This is a genomic window from Agromyces zhanjiangensis (assembly GCF_040496055.1).
Lineage (GTDB): Bacteria > Actinomycetota > Actinomycetes > Actinomycetales > Microbacteriaceae > Agromyces > Agromyces zhanjiangensis.
Genome location: NZ_JBEPKB010000021.1, coordinates 1 through 620 on the forward strand (window position 1 = coordinate 1; position 620 = coordinate 620).

1 protein-coding gene is annotated in these 620 nt (G+C 68.2%); it reads left to right on the forward strand.

The genetic code is table 11. From position 1 onward, the window contains the following. Nucleotides 1-618, forward strand: a 618-nt coding sequence (locus ABME02_RS18430; RefSeq protein ID WP_353816813.1) for an ABC transporter permease, incomplete at its 5' end; no start/stop codon positions are given. Nucleotides 619-620 lie beyond the last annotated feature (2 nt).

Sequence of the window (620 nt, forward strand, 5' to 3'; positions counted from 1 at the left end):
CTGACCAGCTTCCTCTTCTCCCAGGTCCTGGCCCCGAACGCCGCCCTGCTGAACTCCCCGCCCCGCCTGCAGCGCATCCCGATCCCGATCCTGTCCGAGATCCCGCTGATCGGGCCGATGTTCTTCCGCCAGACGCTCATCGTGTACGCGATGTACGTCATCATCGCCCTCGTCTACGTCGGCCTGTTCCACACCCGCTGGGGCCTCCGGCTCCGGTCCGTGGGCGAACACCCGCAGGCCGCGGACACGGTCGGCATCAACGTCGCCCGCACCCGGTTCTGGAACGTCTCCCTCGCCGGCGCGATCGCCGGGTTCGGCGGCGCGTTCTTCACCCTCGGCGCGGTCGGCGCATTCAACAAGGAAATGACCGCCGGCGCCGGCTTCATCGCCCTCGCCGCCGTCATCTTCGGCCAATGGGACCCGATCCGCGCCACCCTCGCCGCACTCCTGTTCGGGTTCGCATCCAACCTGCAGAACACCCTCTCCGTGATCGGCTCCCCCGTCCCGAGCGAGTTCATGCTCATGCTGCCCTACGTCGTCACGATCCTCGCCGTCGCCGGATTCGTCGGCAAGGTCCGCGGACCCGCCGCAGCCGGCAAGCCCTACATCAAAGCCTGACC